Below are 16,727 nucleotides of genomic sequence, written 5' to 3' on the forward strand. Positions count from 1 at the left end.
GACATCCGCTTCCACCGCGAGATCGTGCGGATGACCGGCAACGCCTATCTCGCGAGCCTCATCGAGAGCCTCAGCAGTCAGACGGTGCGCGCACGCGTCTGGCGCGGCCTCACCGAGCAGAACGCCGTGGAGCGCACGCTTTCCGAGCATCGCGCGATCGCCGATGCGATCGCTCAGCACGACCCGAACCTGGCGACCTCGCTGGCCACCGCGCACATCGCGGGTGTCGAGCGGTGGTTGCGCCAGGCTGCGGCGGCCGGTACGACGCCGCCGGAGGATGCTTCGGCCTGAGCCGCAGCGTCAGGCCCCGATCCGCGCCATGGCGGCGTCGAACTCGGCAGCCGAGCTGTCGCTGACGGGGTCGTGGAGGAGCGCGTCGAGCACATCCGGTGCGGCGGTGAAGAACGGGATGCCTGCCAGACGCAGGGCCACGATGTCTTCGGGGGTGCGCAGGCTGGCGGCGAGCACGTCGGTGGCGCTGTCGGCGCACACCGCCTGCATTCGCGTGATGAGCGTTTCGCCGTCGACGCCGGCATCGCGCAGGCGCCCGAGGTAGGGCGCGATGTAGCGCGCGCCGATGCCGGCCGCGGCGAGCGCCTGCCCGACGGAGTAGACGGCGGTGATGAGCACGCTGGCGCCGTCGGCGACGAGGGCGGATGCCGCGGCGAACCCGGCGCTCGTGGCGGGGACCTTCACGGCCACCCGGTCTCCGAGTGCACGGATGCCCTCGGCGTTGCGCAGCAGCTCGTCGCGGGTCGTGCCCCAGGTCTGAAAGAAGATCTCGCGGGCGCCCTCGGATTCCCAGCGGGCGTAGAGCTCGGGGATCTCGGCGGCGGTGCGTCCACCGCGCTCGAGGATCGTGGGGTTGGTGGTGACGCCGTGGACGACGCCGGCGCTGAGGAGGCGGCCGACGCGGTCGAGATCGGCGCTGTCGACGTAGAGGCGCGGGGCACGGGGTTCAGACATGGGATGACTCCTGGGGACAACCTGTCGTTACAGGTACGGATTCGGCTAATGTAATGACAGGACTCGGCCAAGTCAAAGGAGCCCCATGACCGATTCGCCCGCTGCCGCCCGCACCGGCGTCGTCATCGTCGGAAGCGTGACGGCCGATGTGACCACTTTCTCCCAGCGCCTTCCCGCACGCGGCGAGACGATCCTCGGGGACCAGTTCACGCTCTTCCTCGGCGGCAAGGGCGCCAACCAGGCGGTCGCCGCCGGCCGCGCCGGAGCCCGCACGAGCTTCGTCGGCTGCGTCGGCGACGACCTCTTCCACGACCTCATCGTCGACGGCCTCACGAGTGCGGGCGTCGACATCACGCATCTGCGCACCGTGCCGGGCCCCACCGGAATCGCGCACATCCGCGTCGATGCATCGGCGCAGAACGACATCGTCATGGTGCCGCTGGCCAACGCCCACCTGAGCACCGAGCAGATCGACGCGGCCCTGGCCGAGCTCGCCCCGACCACCTCGGTGCTGCTGACCCAGCTCGAGACGCCGTCAGCGCTCACCGCGCACATCACCGCTCGCGGCCGCGAGCACGGCATGACCGTGATCCTCGATCCGGCACCCGCCGCGCCTCTTCCCTCCGAGGTGTGGCAGACGATCGACATCGTCACCCCGAACGAGACCGAGGCGTCCGTCCTCAGCGGCATCACCGTCACGGATGCGGCCAGCGCCGAGCAGGCCGGCCGCTGGTTCCTCGAGCAGGGGGTGGCCGCCGCGGTCATCACCCTCGCCGAGCAGGGGTCGTGCGTCGTCACGGCCGAAGGCACCGAGATCATCCCTCCGCTGCGGGTCGAGGCCGTCGATACGACCGCGGCGGGCGATGCCTACGCCGGCTATCTCGGTTCGGCGCTCGCGAACGGCGCCTCGCTGGGAGATGCCGTGCGTCTGGCCACGGCCGCCGGCGCACTCACCGTCACGAAGCAGGGCGCCTCGCCCAGCCTGCCGCTGCGCGGCGACGTCGATGCCTTCCGCGCCTCCCGCGCGGCCGTCTGATCCGGAGGAGAACGATGCGCAAGACATCCACCACGATCAACCCGACCCTCTCCCGCGTGATCAGCGAGACGGGGCACACCGACCTCATCGTCGTCACGGATGCCGGACTGCCGATCCCGCCCGGCTCGGAACGCATCGATCTCGCCTACCGTCCGGGAGCCCCGGCCTTCTTCGATGTGCTCGACACGGTGCTCGCAGAGATGGTCGTCGAGGGTGCGACGGTGTCGGCCGAAGTCGCCGAGCACAGTCCCGAGGTCCTCGAGGCGCTGCGCGAGCGACTGCCCGGCATCACGATCGAGCTGGTCCCGCACGTCGATTTCAAGAGGCGCACCCATGCGGCACGCGCTTTCGTACGTTCAGGTGAATTCACGCCCTACGCGAATGTCATCCTGCACGCGGGTGTGGCCTACTAAATGTCCGAGTCAACCTCCGAGGGCGGCATCGATCGGCGCTCGGCCGCTCCCATGTACGACCAGCTGCGCCAGCTGATCGTCGACAGCATCGAGCGCGACGGACTGCAGCCGGGTGACCCGTTGCCGAGCGAGCACAGCCTGTGCGAGCGCTACGGCATCTCGCGCACGGTCGTGCGTCAGGCTCTCGCCCAGCTCGAGCACGAGGGGCTCGTCGAGCGCGTCAAGGGCAAGGGCACGTTCGTCTCACGGCCGCGCACGGCCGAGTCCCTCGTGCACACGCTCATCGGCCTGTACGACGATGTCGAGCGCCGCGGTGGCCATGTGCACAGCGATATCCTGCGCCATGAGCGCGAGAAGGCGACGTCCGACGTCGCCGAGGCGCTCGAGATCCCGGTGGGCTCCCCGGTGATCGCGCTCGAGCGCCTGCGCCACGTCGAGGGCGAGCCGTGGTCGTATTCGACGACATGGATGCCGGAACAGGTCGGCGAGGTCACCCTGGGCGTCGACCTGTCGGAGTCATCGCTGTACCGGCTGCTCGCCGAGCACGGCATCACCGCGACGGATGGCGTACGTTCGGCCGAGGCGACGGTCGCCACGCACGAACAGGCACGGCAGCTGGGCGTGAGCACCGGTTCTGCGCTTCTTCGGCTGCGCAGCACGAGCCGCGATGCCCACGGCACCCCGATCGAGTACTTCATCGCTCTGCACCGCGGAGACCGCTCCCGGTTCGAGTTCCAGCTGCGGCAGGAGCAGTCCCAGGCGTCGCTGCTGCACGTCGACGGGAGCGGCATGACCTCGCGGGCCGGTACAGTTTCTGTCTGAGGCCGACCCGCGCGCACGAGAACGGGTCATTCGGGAGGGACGCTGATGACGGACGAACGAGTGCCGGACACTCCCCCGATCGAATTGGCGCCGCCTCTGGTCTCCGCTGCTCCTCCGAGCGCGCCGGCGGCTCCCCCCGTTCCTCCGGCAGCGGGCACCGGCCCGGCGCTGCCGCCCTATGCGACGGCATCCGCCCCTCCTCCCGGATACGGCGGCTATCCGGTGTCGCCGTACTCTGCTCCGCCGACTTCGCCCTCGGGCGGGAACAAGCGTGCACTGGTCATCATCCTGATCAGCGTGCTCTCGGTGGTCGTGATCGCGATCGCGCTCGTCGCCGCGATGGTCGCCTCCGTGCTGACGGCATCGCCCGAGCCGATGCCCGCACCGGTGTTCCCGTCGACTGCCGAGCCGCTTCCCAGCACCGCCCCGTCCGCGGGTGGGAATCCGATCTCCGACGGTGAGGACGATGCTCTCGCCGGTGCGGAGATCGCCGACAGGCTCGAGACCACGATCGAGGACTACAAGCGGGCCCGCAGCGACGGGTCCCTCTGGGACAGCATCCCCCAGACCGAGCGCAACGAGACCGCCGTCACGGCGTTCCTCTACCTCCTCACCGATATGAAGGTCGCGACGATCTGGGGCGTGGATGCGGCGACGGCCGCCCGATACGAGACCGAGATGATGCGCCTCGAGGATGCTCTGCTCGCCGAGCAGCCGCTCGGGAGCAGCGTGAAGATCGTGCTGTCCGACCGCACGTTCGAATACGATGGCGAGACGGGAGAAGGCGGGTACACGGATGAGTGATGAGCAGCACCAGAGCGTCCCTCCGCTGACAGATTTCTCCGACCGCGAGGGCCCGGCCCCCGGACCCCTCACCCGGCCGGCACCCGTGATCCGGCCGCAGAAGAAGAAGCGCCGCTGGGCCGTGGCGGTGCTCATCGCCGCGATCGTGGGCGCGATCGCCGTCGCCGCGGTCGCGGTGGAGAACGCGTACGGCACCGAGGCTGCCGCACCCTCGACCACAGCCGACGCACATCTCGAAGGCTGATCCGCTCCGACCGGTGCGCTTGAGCCCCGGCCCGGCTACGCTGACCGCATGACCACTCTGATCCTCACCGTCGCCGGATCCGATCGTCCCGGCCTCGTCGCCGCCGTCGCCGATGTCGTCGATGCGCACGGCGGCAACTGGGAGAACAGTCAGCTCGCCGAGATAGCCGGAGTCTTCGCCGGCGTCATCCAGATCTCCATCACACCCGAGCATGAGACGGCTCTCGCCGGTGCGCTGCGCACGCTCGACGGGCTGCTCACGATCGCGGTGCACACGGGTGCGGATGCCGCGACGCCCGCCGAGCGTCCGATCACGCTTCAGGTGCTCGGCAATGACCGCCCCGGCATCGTGCGCGAGGTCTCGGCGGTGCTGCGCGGGCACGATCTCAGCATCCAGGACATGCTGACCGAGACGCGGGACGCGGCAATGGCCGGCGGCCGTCTCTTCGAGGCGACCGTCTCGGCGACGGTCCCGGAGTCCACGGATCTCTCGGCGATTCGCGCCGACCTCGAACGGCTGACGGCCGAGCTGCAGGTCGACATCACGCTCGACTGAGCGATCAGGCCGCCGCCGCGGCCGGGGCGATGTCCTGAGCCTCTCGCCGTGCACGCAGGACGGTGACCGCGCCGATCACGATGGCCGCGATCCCGGCGAGAGCGCTGACGCCCGCGAGGTACGCCCCGCCCGGCGAATGGTCGCCGCCCGCGATCCAGAAGGTGTCGGCGAGCGCCATGCCCGGGCCGAACGAGGCGACGAAATAACCCGGCGCTCCAAGCATCACGAGCACGAGCATCGCGGACGCCGTCGCGAGGGGCGGTGCGGCCAGGACGACGCACACGATGGCCGTGATGAGCGTCACCAGCACACCGATCCCGAGGAAGAACACCACGCCACCGGTACCCGGAGTCTCATTCGCCGCCGCCATCCGCCCACGGATGTCCTCGATCGTCGCGCCCGGGACCGCGGCGAGCGGATTCAGCACGAGGATCTGGACTGCGGCGGCCACCGCATAGGCGCAGACCGCCACGACTCCGAGAACGGCGATCAACAGGGTGGGGCGACGATGCGATGCAGTCATGCCGGGCACCCTACCCCGCTGGGTCGGGAAAGCGCCTCAGGCCCCGGTTCCGTTGACGATCGCCGCGCGCTCACGGAAGCCCTCGGCGGTCACGCGGTCGAGGGCGACCTCCTTGCGCACCTGCGCGGCTCGCTCGTAGAGGGTCTTCTCGCCGTAGCTGGTGAGAACCTTCACGAGCACGGGCAGCAGCTCGATCATGAAGAACAGCGCAGCGATCAGCCAGTGCGCCCAGAGAATCGTCGGCTCGCGCTCGGAGAGCGCGTTCAGCGCGGTGATCTGGCTGAGCAGACCGGTCGCTCCGGCGTTGCCCTGGGCGACCGAGTCGGCCCGGGCGTTGTAGGCCGCGAGCGCGGCTTCATGGGTCTCACGGGCGGCGGGCAGCTGCTGCTCGGCCAGTTCGCGGTTCTGCTGCTCCGAGGACGCCGCGACGTCCTTCGCGGAAGCACTGGCCGACTCGAGGCCCTCGTTCGCGGTGCGCAGCTGCCCGGCGAGTGCGTCGTACGACTGCTGGGCCTGCGCGAGCTGAGCCTTCGCGGCATCGGAGCTCGCCCCCTCGCCCGATAGCCCGGTGCAGCCCGGGACCTCGCCGACGCCTTCACCGGTCAGCTCGCACTGGTAGAGCGCGCGGGCCTGGTCGATGACGAGCTGCTGATCCGCCAGCTTCTGCGTCAGACCGTCGACGGTCGACTGCGCAGCCGCCTGACCCGCGGACATCGGGTCGGTGCCGGTGACGATACCGGTCGCCGCCTGGTTCTCGAGCGCGTTCAGTCGTTCGGTCGCAGCATCCAGCGCGCTCTTCTCGGGGCCGGAGTCGAGGGCCTCCTGGTCTTCGAGCGACTGGGAGATGTTCGAGGTGGCGACTTCCTGGGCGATGTCGTTGTTGAAGATCTGCAGCACGAGCGGCTCGGCGACGACGAAGCCGATGATGACGGCCATCACGATTCGCGGAATTGCGAGGCCGATGAGCTTGAGAACCTTCGTGGTCGAGCCCATGGTCGAGGTGAGGAAGCGGTCGAGGTTGAAGATGATGAACAGCCACACGACGGCCAGAGGTGCAGCGATCCACAGGGACGCACCGGCTCCGGTCGACAGGGCGAACAGCATCGAGATCGCCGAGACCAGTGCGGTGCCGGCGAGCACGAAGAACATCTGCACGTAGCGGGTCGTCTCCAGCGGCACGGCGTCGATCACCTCGCCGTCGGCGCCGCCGAGGATCGCGAGCGTGCGCAGACGACCGCGGAGGCCGCCCGGGCGCGACGGGGCGTAGTCCTCGTCATCGTCGTAGCGGGGCGCGGCGACGGGGCCACCGGTGAGCGGCGAGATGCGTTGGGGCTGAGCAGGGGCGGCAGGAGCCGCAGGTGCGGAGGCGCGGGGCGATGCCGGTGCGGATGCTGCGGCAGCCGGCTGCGCCTCGGGCATGGGCTGCGCGGGGACCGGGGTCACCGGCAACGCCATGGTGGAGGTCATGTTCGCGGGCGGCGCGGCAGGTGCGAGCGCATCGACCGTCCCGGCGACCGAGAAGTCGACGAACGGCATCGGGGCGAGCAGCTGCGAGGCTCCCGCGGGAACCGCGGGCTCAGCATCCATGTTCTCCGACCCGGTGGGACGGTATTCACGGATGAATTCGAGCTCCTCCTCCGGGGTTTCCGGGGATCCGTCGAGCAACATGTTGCCCTGCGAGTCGAAACGTCCCGGGCGGTGAGCGGAATACGGCATCCTTCTAACTTACGAAATTCCGCCTGTATGAAACGTGCAAGCGCCTGCTGGCGCCGCTGTCACAGCGCTGCCGCGGCGGCTTCGTCCTCGGTCGTGGCGACCAGCTGGCCGCACGCCCCGTCGATCTCCTTGCCGCGGGTGTCACGGAGGGTCGTCGGAACGCCCGCGTCGTTCAGACGACGCACGAACTCGTTCGTGACCTCGCGGGTCGACGAGGTCCACACCGACTCGGGGGTCGGGTTCAGCGGGATCGGGTTCACATGCACCCAGCCGCGTCCGCGCTGGTTGAGCTTCTCGGCCAGCAGGTCCGCACGCCAGGCGTGATCGTTCATGTCCTTGATGAGCGCGTACTCGATCGAGACGCGACGCCCCGTCTTCGCGTAGTACTCGTAGGCGGCATCCAGCGCCTCGTCGACCTTCCAGCGCGAGTTCACCGGGATGAGCTCGTCGCGCAGCGTGTCGTCGGGCGCATGCAGGGACAGGGCGAAGGTCACCGGGATGTTCTCATCGGCGAGCTTCTTGATGGCGGGCACGAGGCCGACCGTCGACACGGTGATGCCGCGGGCGCTCATCCCGAGGCCCTCGGGCTGCGGGGCGACCATGATGCGCACAGCATCCATGACGCGCTTGTAGTTGGCCAGGGGTTCACCCATGCCCATGAAGACGATGTTCGAGACGCGCTCCATGGAGTGGTCGTCGGACTTCTTGCCGCCGAGGCCGCCCTCGGCGATGAGCCGGTTGGCGCGCACGATCTGCTCGATGATCTCGGCGGTCGACATGTTGCGGGTGAGGCCCGCCTGTCCGGTGGCGCAGAACGGGCAGTTCATGCCGCATCCGGCCTGGCTCGACACGCACAGCGTGATGCGGCCCGGGTAGCGCATGAGCACGGATTCGACGAGCGCGCCGTCGTGCAGGCGCCACAGGAACTTGATCGTGTCGCCCTTGTCGGTCTCGACACGACGCACCTCGGTGAGCAGCGTCGGCAGCATGCCGGCGACGAGCTCGTCGCGCTGCGCGGAGGGCAGGTCGGTCATCTCGGCCGGGTCGGACGTGTAGTGCGTGAAGTAGTGGGTCGCGAGCTGCTTGGCGCGGAAGCCGGGAAGCCCCAGCTCCTTCACCTTCTCGACGCGCTCAGCGGGCGTCAGGTCGGCGAGGTGCACGGGCGGCTTGCCGCGCTTCGGGCTCGCGAACTGCAGCAGCGGACGACCGGACTCGTCCTTCTTCTGGGTCCACCCCTCCGTGCGCGGTCGCACCTGGGTGGTGGCGGGCCCCGTGGAACGGATGCGGGTCGGCTCAGTCATACCTTCCAGGGTACGCGGTGACGGGTGAGAGGATGCTGGAGCCGCCGACTACGCTGGCGGGATGGAAGCGCTCATTCTGCTCGCCGTCATCGTGCTCGTGATCGCTCTGCTGCTGCTGGTCGTCGCCGCGGTCCTCGCCTCCGCGGCGCGTCGACGCATCCCGCGGTTGAAGTCCGCCGCGACGCAGGCGGTGACCACGCTGTCGGCCGATACCGAGGAGCGTGTGCGGCAGCTGCTGGCGGAGGGCAAGCAGATCGAGGCGGTGAAGCTCGTCCGCGAGCAGACCGGCGCCGGGATGCTGGATGCCAAGCAGGCCGTCGATCGCCAGGCATCCGGTCTTCCCGCCGCCCCGATGACGCTGCCGAGCACCGTTCCCTCCCCCGAGGCATCCGCGGAGATCGACCGGCTGCTCGATGCGGGACGGCACATCGAGGCGATCAAGGTTCTGCGCGAGAACACCGGACTCGGGCTCAAGCAGGCCAAGGACCGTATCGACGCCTGGCGCCCAAGCTTGTAATTACAGGCTGGCCTCGCCAGAATGGGACCGCACCCCGATGAAGGAGTCCCATGACCGACCGTCTCGCCCGCGTCCGCGAAACCGGCGTCCTCGCCGTCCTGCGCGCACCTTCTCCTGAGATCGCCCTCGACACGGCCGAAGCGATCATCCGCGGGGGCATCCCCGGCATCGAGGTCACCTACTCCACCCCCGACGCCCCCGCCGTGATCCGCGAACTGATCGCCCGCCACGGCGATGCCGCCGTGATCGGCGCCGGAACCGTCACCACGATCGAACAGGCCGAGGCCGCAGCCGACGCCGGCGCGGAGTTCCTCGTCAGCCCGGGAACCCTGCCCGATCTCACCCGCGCCATGATCGACACCGGCCGCACCGTGATGACCGGCGCCATGACCCCGACCGAGGTGATGACCGCGCTCGCGCTCGGCGTCGACGTCGTCAAGATCTTCCCCGCCTCCTTGGGCGGACCCGGCTACCTGGGCGCGCTGCGCGGCCCCTTCCCGGATGCCCCGCTCATGCCGACCGGTGGCGTGAGCCCCGAGAACCTCCCCGACTGGTTCGCCGCGGGAGCCGTGGCCGTCGGCGCGGGCGGCGATCTGGCGAACACGGCATCCATCCGGGCATCCGACTGGGACGACATCACCCGCCGCGCCGCACGCTTCGCCGACGCCCTCACCGCCGCGCGCGGTTGAGCCGGGCGCTCCGCCCGGCTCAGACCGGCCCGCTCAGTCCAGGAAGATGTCCGGGAACAACCGGTCGTCGGGCGTTCCCGGAACCGCGGCATAGCCGGAGAAGTCCGTCACGCCCGCGGCCTCGAGCACGTCCTCCACGATGAGCGTCTGCCCGGTCCGCGCGGACGCGGGCGCCGTGATCACGGCATAGGCGGCATCCGCGTAGATCTCCGGTGTGCGGCTGGCGGCCATCACCCGGTCGCCGCCGAGCAGGTTCTGCACCGCGGCGGTCGCGATCGTCGTGCGCGGCCACAGGGTGTTCGCCGCGACCCCGGCATCGGCGAACTCGGCGGCGAGGCCCAGCGTCGCCATCGTCATGCCGTACTTCGCCATCGTGTAGCCCGTGTGCGCGCCGAGCCAGCGCGGGCTGAGGTTCAGAGGCGGCGACAGCGACAGGATGTGCGGGTTCTCGGACTCGCGCAGCTGCGGGATCGCGGCACGCGAGAGCATGAACGTGCCCCGAACGTTCACGTCCTGCATGAGGTCGTACTTCTTCGCGGCGAGATCGAGCGAGGTCGACAGGTCGATGACGCTGGCGTTGTTGATGACGATGTCGATGCCGCCGAACTCGCCCTGCGCCGTCATGACGGCCTCGGTGATGTCGCTGTCGTCGCGCACATCGCCGACGATCGGCAGCGCCTGCCCTCCGGCTTCCCGGATCTGCCCGGCAGCCGTGTGGATCGTGCCTTCGAGCTTCGGGTGCGGTGCGTCGGTCTTCGCGAGCATGGCGATGTTCGCACCATCGCGGGCGGCGCGAAGCGCGATCGCGAGGCCGATGCCGCGACTGCCGCCCGACATCAGGATGGTCTTGCCGGCGAGTGTGGTCATGAGGTTCTCCTCGGTCGTTGTCGGGATCATTTCGGCGCCATGCGGATGGCGCCGTCGAGACGGATGGTCTCGCCGTTGAGGTAGTCGTTCGCGATGATGCTCTCGACGAGCGCCGCGTATTCGGCGGGGAGACCGAGACGCGCGGGGTACGGCACCTGCTGGCCGAGCGATTCCTGCGCGGCCTCCGGGAGGCCGGCGAGCATGGGCGTCTCCATGATTCCCGGGGCGATCGTGCAGACGCGGATGCCGTGGCGCGCGAGCTCGCGGGCGATCGGCAACGTCATGGCATGGACGCCGCCCTTGGAGGCGGAGTAGGCGGGCTGGCCGATCTGACCGTCGAAGGCGGCGACGGATGCCGTGTTGATGATGACGCCGCGGTCAGGTCCCTCACCGCGCGCCATGACGGCGGCGGCCTGCGAGACGACGTTGAAGGTGCCGATGAGGTTGATGCGCACGATGCGTTCGAAGGCGGCGAGGTCGGCGGGATTGCCGTCACGGTCGAGCACCTTCGCGGGCGGGGCGATTCCGGCGCAGTTGACGACGATGCGCAGCGGCGCCGCCGCGTTCGCCGCCGTGGCGGCGGCCCCGGCATCCTCGGCGTTCGTGACATCGCCCGCGATGAACGTGCCGCCGATCTCCGCCGCGATGTCGGCGCCGGGCGATGAGGGCAGGTCGAGGATCGCGACCTGCGTCCCGGATGCGGCGAGCGCGCGGGCCGTGGCGAGGCCGAGGCCGGAGGCTCCGCCGGTGACGAGTGCGGAGGTTCCCTGGATCTGCATACGTTCTCCCTTGAACAAGTGTGCGACGCAGTCCCAGCATACGCAGGTCTGCGTCTCAGCCCTCTGGCGGGATGCTCCGTCGGGGTGTTGGCTGAGGGCATGGATCTGCGTCGCAAGCGAGCCTATGACACGCCCTCCGATGGCGGTGGTTTCCGGGTGCTCGTCGACCGCCTGTGGCCGCGCGGGGTGTCGAAGGAGCGCGCGCACATCGATCTGTGGGCGAAGGAGACCGCGCCGAGCCCGGAGCTGCGCAGAGCCTGGCACGCGGCCTCCGATGACGCCTGGGGCGAATTCGCCGATCGATACCGCGCGGAACTCACCCACGAGACGGCGGATGCCGTGGCCGCTCTCGCCGCGGAGATCCGCGGCCACTCCGTGGTCACGCTCATCTACGGGGCCCGAGATCCCGAGCACAACCATGCCGTCGTGCTGGAGGAGGCGCTGCGCGCGCTGCTGTGAGCGGACCCGGTCAGACGCTCGGTCCGAAGATCGGATTCCACGCCCCGGTGATGACGGCAGCGGTGATCGCGATCGCCGAGATTCCGGCGCCGATGAGCAGCAGCATCCATTCCCGGAAGCCGAACGTCGACGGCCGCGCCCAGGTCCGGCGTCCTGAGGCGCCGAATCCCCGCGCCTCCATCGCGGTCGCGAGCTTCGCACCGCGCCGGATCGACAGCACGAGCAGCGCGAACACCATCCCGAGCAAGCGCCGGATGCGTCCTCGATCGGCGACTCCACGCGCCCGGCGGGCGAGTTCGAGGGCCCGCCAGTCGTCGAGGAACAGGCCGACCATGCGCAGCCCGGCGAGCGCGCCGAGCACGAAGCGGGCCGGGAGCCGCACGATCTGCGCCAGGCCATCCGCGAGGTCGGTCGGGTCGACCGTGACGAACAGCACGACCGAGGGCAGGGCGATCGCCAGCACCCGGAACATCGTCGCGAGGGCCAGCTCGAGCGATCCCTCACTGATGCGCACGACGAACCATTCGAAGAACAACGGCCCCGATGTCTCGCCGTAGAGGGCGATCGTCACACCCGTCAGGGGTGCGGCCAGCCACACGGGCCATGTGCGCACCCAGAACTCGCGCCAGCCGATGCCGACGAAGAGGAAGAGCACGCACTCGAGCAGGAGGGCGACCGCCGCCGAGACGATGTCGAGCGTGAGGATCAGCGGGATCGCGATCAGCGCGCTGACGCCGAGCTTCGCGACGGGGTTGATGCCCGCGACGATCCCCCCGCGCGCGCGGGAGGCGAGGAGCGTCACCGGATGCCGCCGAGCTCGACGCGTTCGGCGTGCAGCGCCGCGACGACGTCCGGGTCGTGCGTGACGGTGATCACGGCCGCGCCCTCATCCCGCAGGCGGGCGAGCATCGCGACGAGCTCCGCCCAGGTGCGGGCATCCTGCCCGAAGGTGGGTTCGTCGAGAACGAGGACGCGGGGTCGCGTCGCGAGGGCGGCCGCGACGGTCAACCGTCGCTTCTCACCGCCCGAGAGCGTGTAGGGGTTCGCCTCGGCGAGACGTTCCAGGCGCAACCTGTCGAGGAGCTCGTCGATGCGTGCGACGATCTCTGCCTCATCGAGCCCCAGTGCTCGCGGGCCCACCGCCAGCTCTTCCCGCACGGTCTTCGCCAGCAGCTGATGCTCGGGCTCCTGGAAGACCATTCCGATGCGTGTGAGGAGCTGGTGCGACGCCCAGCGGATCGGTCGCGGACCGGCGCCGGCGGCGAGCTCATCGGATGCCTCGACCTTCCCCGCCGCGGGCGGCAGGAGCCCCGCCAACGTGAGGCCGAGGGTCGATTTGCCCGCGCCGTTGGGGCCGGTGATCGCGAGGGCATGACCCGCACGGATGTCGAGGTCGATGCCGGATGCGACCGGCTTCCCCGTCACCCGCGACACCCCGAGATCGCGGGCACTGAGCAGGACATCCCCGGGGCTCTGCAGCGGAGGAGGGGGAAACGCGGGAGGATGCCCCGGCACCCACACCCCGTCAGCGGCGAGATCCGCACCCCGAGAACCGAGAACCTCTTCGGTCGTGCCATCGGCGAGCACTCCGCCCTCTCCCACGACGATCACACGCGTGATGAGCGGCAGCCAGATATCGAGTCTGTGCTCGACGACGATCAGCGTCGCGGGGTGCCGCTCCAGCATCCGTTCGACGGCATCGCGCACTTCGACGACGCCCGCCGGGTCGAGGTTCGCCGTCGGCTCATCCAGCAGGACGAGCCCCGGCCGCATCGCGAGGATGCCGGCGAGAGCCAGGCGCTGCTTCTGCCCGCCCGACAGCGCCGCCGTCGGATGATCCAGCGGGACATCGAGCCCCACAGCATCCAGGGCCGACCGCACCCGCGACCAGATCTCCTCGCGCGGAACACCGAGGTTCTCGCATCCGAAGGCGACGTCGTCGCCGACGCGGGCGAGGATCACCTGCGAATCCGGATCCTGCAGAACCAACCCCGCGCGTCCGCGCGCAGCTGCCGCCGGTTCGCCGTCGATCAACAGGCTCCCGACGCTCTCTCCCTCGTCATCACCGCCGAGAACGCCCGCAAGCCCGTGCAACAGGGTCGATTTTCCCGCCCCTGACGCGCCCAGCACGAGCACCCGCTCACCGGGATCGATCCGCGCCGAGACGTCGTTGAGCACCCATGCGAGCCGGCTCGCATGACGCCACCCCCACCCGCGCGCCTCGACCGCCGCGGGCCGCATCTCACCCGCTGGCACGTCAGACGCGTTTCCGGGCCTCACGGCCGGATCCGAAACGGTCGAGCGCGCCCGTCGCGGCAAGACCGCGCACGAGCGTCCAGCCGAGAGCACCCGCCAGCAGAGCACCGGAGACGACCGCGCTGATGAGATAGATGACCGTGAACGTCGCACCGGAGCCGGCGAACCACAGGATCATGTTGTTGATGCCGCCGAGCAGGCCCGCCATCGCGCCGGCGAGCATCGCCACCGGCAGAGACCAGTACCGGTAGGCCAACAGCAGGAAGACGATCTCAGCGCCCAGCCCCTGCACCAGGCCAGCCTCGATCGTGAGGAATCCGCCCCACTGCGCCCCGGCGAGCGCCGAGACGACCGCGGCGATGACCTCGACGTAGATCGCGGCGCCGACCTTGCGGATCACGAGCCCGCCGATGACACCGGCGATCAGCCAGGGCCCGTCGAGAAGGCCCTGGAGCCCCGGCAGGAGCGGTTCGAGCAGAGCCTTCGGCCCGAGATAGCCGACGTTCCATGCCAGGAACAGGAAACCGCAGGCGACGCCGAGAACACTGGCGACGACGATGTCGACGACGCGCCAGCGCCAGATCTCGGGCCGACGGGTCACCGTCCGGGTGGATTCGGACATGCGTGTAGACGTACTCATCATGAGCTCCTCCCTGCGCCGGCATTATCCGGATCAGGTTCGACGGTCGAAGCGCGGTTCGCTCCCTCTCAGCCCGACACTCCGGGCTCCCGTGGTTGTGCTGACGATCATACCCACGTCGCGAACACCCTGCTGACAGGCGATATGCCCTCGGATTAGGTAGCGTTATGACGTGACCCTTGACGATGCCACGCCGGAATCCGGCACTCTCTCGCGCCGGGCGCGTCGCTCGCTCCTGCGAGAGACGGGTGCCGACAGCACCCCGGCGTTGCCGTTCCGCGATTCGGCGGATTCCGATTCCGAGGTCGTCCCACCCCGGTACGCCCGCTCTCCCCAGCCGGATGCCACCGAGCCCGCGGCGGATGCCCCGGGGCCCCGACGCGTCGGTCCGGACGTCATCACCTCTGCCCTCTCCCTCGCCTCGGCCGTGCGCCGCTCCACGCCGGAGGTCGACTTCGACGACCTCGATCTCTCCTCCCCCGGCGCTCTTCCGCCCGAGGGCGGATCGACCGGCGAACCCTACGATCTGGGCGACCAGGTCGACGGCACGGCGGACTTCTTCTCGATGGTCGACGATCTGAGCTCAGCTCCCGATACCGGTGCGGTCACCATGCCCGCCCCCGTCGTTCCGGAGGCCCCGCTCTGGCCGGATGCCGACGTCCCTGCTTTCTTCGCCGCTGAAGCGGCCGCTCCCCCGGTCACCGACATCTTCGCCTCCGACGACGGCGACCCGGTGGACGAATTCCTCGAGGAAGCGGTGGCGCCCGAGCCCCCGGTGGCACGATGGGCGGATGCCGATCGTCCGGCCACCGCGCTGACCTGGCTCGAGACGGACGATGTCGCCGCGAGCACCCGTGCGGCAGACATCGATGCCGACGTCGAGGACGGCGGACCGGACATCCTCGCCGACGCCCACTTCGCCCCCGCTTGGCTCCGGCCGCGCTGGCTGGCGCCGATCGGCACGCTCGCCGCACTCGCGATCGGCTATTCCGCGACGACCCTGCTGTGGCCCCTGCACGAGGTGCCCCCGGTCATCCAAGCCGTCGAGGTGCAGACGATCGCCGCGGCGGCTGCCGCACCGACCTGGCCATCCACCGGCAGCGCCGGCGTCGGGATCGCCGGGATCTCCTCGGCGGCGTCCACGGGCGATGTCGCATCGATCGCGAGCATCACGAAGGTCGTCAGCAGCCTCATGGTGCTCGACCGACTGCCTCTGGCCCTCGGCGAGCAGGGGCCGGAGTTCTCGTTCGGGTACCGCGACAGCGCCGAGTACTGGGATTACCGCCGCTCCGACCAGTCGTCGCTGGACGTTCCCGTCGGTGGTGTTCTCACCGAGTACCAGATGCTCCAGGGCGTGCTGCTCGGTTCGGCGAACAACTACATCGACCGCCTGGCCCGCGAGCTGTGGGGATCGGACGAGCAGTTTGCCGATGCTGCGAAGGAGTGGCTCGCCGATCGCGGCCTCAGCGATATCACGATCGTCACACCCTCCGGCTTCGATGAGGGAAACGTCGCCACGCCCGCAGCGCTGCTGCGCCTGGGCGAGATCGCGATGAAGAACCCCGTTTTCGCGGAGATCGTCGGCACCGCCTCGGCCGATATCCCGGGCGCCGGCCGGGTGGAGAACACCAACGGGATGCTCGCCGATGCGGGCGTCATCGGCATCAAAACGGGAACACTCGTCGGGTGGAGCCTGCTCACCGCGAAGGACGTCGCGGTCGGCGACACGACCGTGCGCCTGTTCGCCTCCGCGCTCAATCAGAACGACAACGCGGCCCGTCTCGCGGTGACCCGGACCCTGTTCGCCGAGGTCGAGGCGGCACTGACCGCGCTCGAGCCCGCGGTGACCGAGGGAACCGTGGTCGGCGAGGTGACGACTCCGTGGGGTGCCGCCGTCGACGTCCGTGTGGATGCCGATGCCACGGTGGTGCTGTGGAACGCTGCGACCGCGACCGCGGATGTCGCCTTCGACTTCGGCGACGAGCGCACCGCGGGCGACCGCATCGGAACGCTGACCGTGACCGGCCCCGTCGACTCCGTCGAGGTCGCCGTCTCGCTGGGCGACGACATCGCCGATCCCAGCCCGTGGTGGCGTCTCACGCATCCGCTGGACCTGTTCGGCCTCACCTCGAACGGCTGA

General features: G+C 69.8%; 20 protein-coding genes and 1 riboswitch. Of the genes, 11 read left to right on the plus strand and 9 right to left on the minus strand.

Annotation, left to right across the window (positions count from 1 at the left end; genetic code table 11):
- Positions 1 to 291 (plus strand): FCD domain-containing protein (locus Q0Z66_RS02760; protein WP_298037473.1); only part of this gene is annotated, 291 nt, incomplete at its 5' end.
- A gap of 9 nt (positions 292 to 300) precedes the next feature.
- Here Q0Z66_RS02760 and Q0Z66_RS02765 read toward each other — a convergent pair.
- Entirely contained in the window at positions 301 to 966 is a 666-nt protein-coding gene (locus tag Q0Z66_RS02765) for a transaldolase family protein (RefSeq protein WP_298037475.1), read from the minus strand.
- A gap of 85 nt (positions 967 to 1,051) precedes the next feature.
- Between Q0Z66_RS02765 and Q0Z66_RS02770 the strand changes: the two genes are divergently transcribed.
- The 6 genes from Q0Z66_RS02770 to Q0Z66_RS02795 are packed head-to-tail and all read left to right on the plus strand — an operon-like array spanning position 1,052 to position 4,840.
- Positions 1,052 to 2,002 (plus strand): ribokinase, encoded by a 951-nt coding sequence (locus Q0Z66_RS02770; RefSeq protein WP_298037477.1) that lies wholly within the window; start codon positions 1,052 to 1,054, stop codon positions 2,000 to 2,002.
- A gap of 14 nt (positions 2,003 to 2,016) precedes the next feature.
- Complete coding sequence (gene rbsD / locus Q0Z66_RS02775) at positions 2,017 to 2,415, plus strand: D-ribose pyranase (protein WP_298037481.1); 399 nt, start codon at positions 2,017 to 2,019, stop codon at positions 2,413 to 2,415.
- Complete coding sequence (locus Q0Z66_RS02780) at positions 2,416 to 3,237, plus strand: GntR family transcriptional regulator (protein ID WP_298037484.1); 822 nt, start codon at positions 2,416 to 2,418, stop codon at positions 3,235 to 3,237. It abuts the gene before it with no gap.
- A 45-nt stretch (positions 3,238 to 3,282) separates the two neighbouring features.
- The gene (locus Q0Z66_RS02785; RefSeq protein ID WP_298037486.1) at positions 3,283 to 4,041 is read left to right on the plus strand and encodes a hypothetical protein; all 759 of its coding nucleotides are present in this window, start codon (positions 3,283 to 3,285) and stop codon (positions 4,039 to 4,041) included.
- Positions 4,034 to 4,285 (plus strand): hypothetical protein, encoded by a 252-nt coding sequence (locus Q0Z66_RS02790; RefSeq protein WP_298037489.1) that lies wholly within the window; start codon positions 4,034 to 4,036, stop codon positions 4,283 to 4,285. The genes Q0Z66_RS02785 and Q0Z66_RS02790 overlap by 8 nt, the downstream gene beginning before the upstream one ends.
- Before the next feature lie 48 nt (positions 4,286 to 4,333).
- Positions 4,334 to 4,840: an ACT domain-containing protein gene (locus tag Q0Z66_RS02795; RefSeq protein ID WP_298037491.1), complete on the plus strand. Its 507-nt coding sequence runs from the start codon at positions 4,334 to 4,336 to the stop codon at positions 4,838 to 4,840.
- Positions 4,841 to 4,844: 4 nt separating this feature from the next.
- On the opposite strand, the gene Q0Z66_RS02800 is transcribed toward Q0Z66_RS02795, so the two are convergent.
- From Q0Z66_RS02800 to rlmN, 3 genes are read right to left on the minus strand one after another with little or no spacing between them, the layout of a single operon-like run.
- On the minus strand, positions 4,845 to 5,363 hold the full coding sequence (locus Q0Z66_RS02800; RefSeq protein ID WP_298037494.1) for a hypothetical protein: 519 nt from the start codon (positions 5,361 to 5,363) through the stop codon (positions 4,845 to 4,847).
- A 36-nt stretch (positions 5,364 to 5,399) separates the two neighbouring features.
- Positions 5,400 to 7,079: a DUF4407 domain-containing protein gene (locus Q0Z66_RS02805; protein WP_298037497.1), complete on the minus strand. Its 1,680-nt coding sequence runs from the start codon at positions 7,077 to 7,079 to the stop codon at positions 5,400 to 5,402.
- 59 nt (positions 7,080 to 7,138) lie between these two features.
- Entirely contained in the window at positions 7,139 to 8,380 is a 1,242-nt protein-coding gene (gene rlmN / locus Q0Z66_RS02810; RefSeq protein WP_298037499.1) for a 23S rRNA (adenine(2503)-C(2))-methyltransferase RlmN, read from the minus strand.
- Between the two features lie 61 nt (positions 8,381 to 8,441).
- On the opposite strand from rlmN, the gene Q0Z66_RS02815 reads away from it, so the two are divergent.
- Both Q0Z66_RS02815 and Q0Z66_RS02820 read left to right on the plus strand, forming a co-directional pair.
- Entirely contained in the window at positions 8,442 to 8,897 is a 456-nt protein-coding gene (locus Q0Z66_RS02815) for a hypothetical protein (protein WP_298037502.1), read from the plus strand.
- 50 nt (positions 8,898 to 8,947) lie between these two features.
- Complete coding sequence (locus Q0Z66_RS02820) at positions 8,948 to 9,586, plus strand: bifunctional 4-hydroxy-2-oxoglutarate aldolase/2-dehydro-3-deoxy-phosphogluconate aldolase (protein WP_298037505.1); 639 nt, start codon at positions 8,948 to 8,950, stop codon at positions 9,584 to 9,586.
- A 33-nt stretch (positions 9,587 to 9,619) separates the two neighbouring features.
- On the opposite strand, the gene Q0Z66_RS02825 is transcribed toward Q0Z66_RS02820, so the two are convergent.
- Together Q0Z66_RS02825 and Q0Z66_RS02830 are read right to left on the minus strand one after the other, a co-directional pair.
- The gene (locus tag Q0Z66_RS02825) at positions 9,620 to 10,453 is read right to left on the minus strand and encodes an NAD(P)-dependent oxidoreductase (RefSeq protein ID WP_298037508.1); all 834 of its coding nucleotides are present in this window, start codon (positions 10,451 to 10,453) and stop codon (positions 9,620 to 9,622) included.
- A gap of 26 nt (positions 10,454 to 10,479) precedes the next feature.
- Positions 10,480 to 11,232 carry an SDR family NAD(P)-dependent oxidoreductase gene (locus Q0Z66_RS02830; protein WP_298037511.1) on the minus strand — a complete coding sequence of 251 codons (753 nt, stop codon included), beginning with the start codon at positions 11,230 to 11,232 and terminating at the stop codon, positions 10,480 to 10,482.
- Positions 11,233 to 11,331: 99 nt separating this feature from the next.
- Between Q0Z66_RS02830 and Q0Z66_RS02835 the strand changes: the two genes are divergently transcribed.
- Positions 11,332 to 11,691 (plus strand): DUF488 domain-containing protein, encoded by a 360-nt coding sequence (locus Q0Z66_RS02835; RefSeq protein ID WP_298037513.1) that lies wholly within the window; start codon positions 11,332 to 11,334, stop codon positions 11,689 to 11,691.
- Positions 11,692 to 11,701: 10 nt separating this feature from the next.
- On the opposite strand, the gene Q0Z66_RS02840 is transcribed toward Q0Z66_RS02835, so the two are convergent.
- From Q0Z66_RS02840 to Q0Z66_RS02850, 3 genes are read right to left on the minus strand one after another with little or no spacing between them, the layout of a single operon-like run.
- A complete protein-coding gene (locus Q0Z66_RS02840) occupies positions 11,702 to 12,493 on the minus strand; it encodes an energy-coupling factor transporter transmembrane protein EcfT (protein WP_298037517.1) in 792 nt (263 codons plus the stop codon).
- Positions 12,490 to 13,932, minus strand: a complete 1,443-nt coding sequence (locus Q0Z66_RS02845) for an ABC transporter ATP-binding protein (protein WP_298037665.1) — start codon at positions 13,930 to 13,932, stop codon at positions 12,490 to 12,492. Before Q0Z66_RS02845 ends, Q0Z66_RS02840 begins: the two co-directional genes overlap by 4 nt.
- A 16-nt stretch (positions 13,933 to 13,948) precedes the next feature.
- Complete coding sequence (locus tag Q0Z66_RS02850; RefSeq protein ID WP_298037520.1) at positions 13,949 to 14,569, minus strand: ECF transporter S component; 621 nt, start codon at positions 14,567 to 14,569, stop codon at positions 13,949 to 13,951.
- Positions 14,570 to 14,580: 11 nt separating this feature from the next.
- Positions 14,581 to 14,690: riboswitch (TPP riboswitch) on the minus strand.
- A 69-nt stretch (positions 14,691 to 14,759) separates the two neighbouring features.
- Here Q0Z66_RS02850 and Q0Z66_RS02855 point away from each other — a divergent pair.
- The gene (locus Q0Z66_RS02855) at positions 14,760 to 16,727 is read left to right on the plus strand and encodes a D-alanyl-D-alanine carboxypeptidase (protein ID WP_298037523.1); all 1,968 of its coding nucleotides are present in this window, start codon (positions 14,760 to 14,762) and stop codon (positions 16,725 to 16,727) included.

Source organism: uncultured Microbacterium sp., from assembly GCF_947632095.1.
GTDB lineage: Bacteria > Actinomycetota > Actinomycetes > Actinomycetales > Microbacteriaceae > Microbacterium.